Below are 797 nucleotides of genomic sequence, written 5' to 3' on the forward strand. Positions count from 1 at the left end.
CTCAGAGTTGGAGATAAATCTCGTGGCAAATCGATTAAATAAACGTCCTCGAAAAACGCGAGGTTATCAAACACCGAATGAGTTATTTAAAGGCATACCGACTCGTTTACTTCGTTCATAACGGTGTTGCACTTATTATGTGAATGCAAGTTTTACAAAAAATATATAACCAGATATATTTAATGATATTTAAAATATATAAAGGTCAGGTGAGTATCATTGAATTAAAGTCAGAGGGTAAAGTTGTGACAAGTTAGTTATCGTTCCATGATTTATTTTAAATGGATGTAAAGTGTTTCATTAAAGAATTCTCTGGATTTGAATTGGTTTTTTTCGAAAATGTGTATTGATTATATTATTTATAGAGGGGGAGTAACGTGTTAAGAAAAAAACGAGATTTACTTATTGTAACCAAAGTAATGACTATGACACTAGCTTTTATAAATTTCCTGACAGTTCCATATCTTCATGCCAATAGCATGAAAATACAATATACAGAAATAAAAAGTGCTGAAATACAAAATACAATTATATACACGTATGATAGCCTTGGGCGTCTTATCTCAGATACAACGGATAAAGTAAGTGAAAATCATAGATAGGCTCTTAAGAATTAAGCCGTTCAAAACACGCATCCAATGTTTTGTTTTTACATGATTTTCTTTGTGGTGTTTTGAACGCGTTCTGGCATAAATATTCTTGTGCTTTTTCCAGCCAAAAATACGTTTCCGACCACGCCTTTTGGAGCAGATTTTCTATGATTGGTTTGAGCCAGATGTCTGTATTTTGAGCTGCCT

Annotated in this window: 1 pseudogene; it reads left to right on the forward strand. The window is 32.7% G+C overall.

Annotation, left to right across the window (positions count from 1 at the left end):
• Nucleotides 1-121: pseudogene (locus Xinn_RS21130) on the forward strand (IS30 family transposase); the annotation flags it as partial.
• Nucleotides 122-797 lie beyond the last annotated feature (676 nt).

The organism is Xenorhabdus innexi (genome assembly GCF_002632485.1).
Taxonomy (GTDB): Bacteria; Pseudomonadota; Gammaproteobacteria; order Enterobacterales; family Enterobacteriaceae; genus Xenorhabdus; species Xenorhabdus innexi.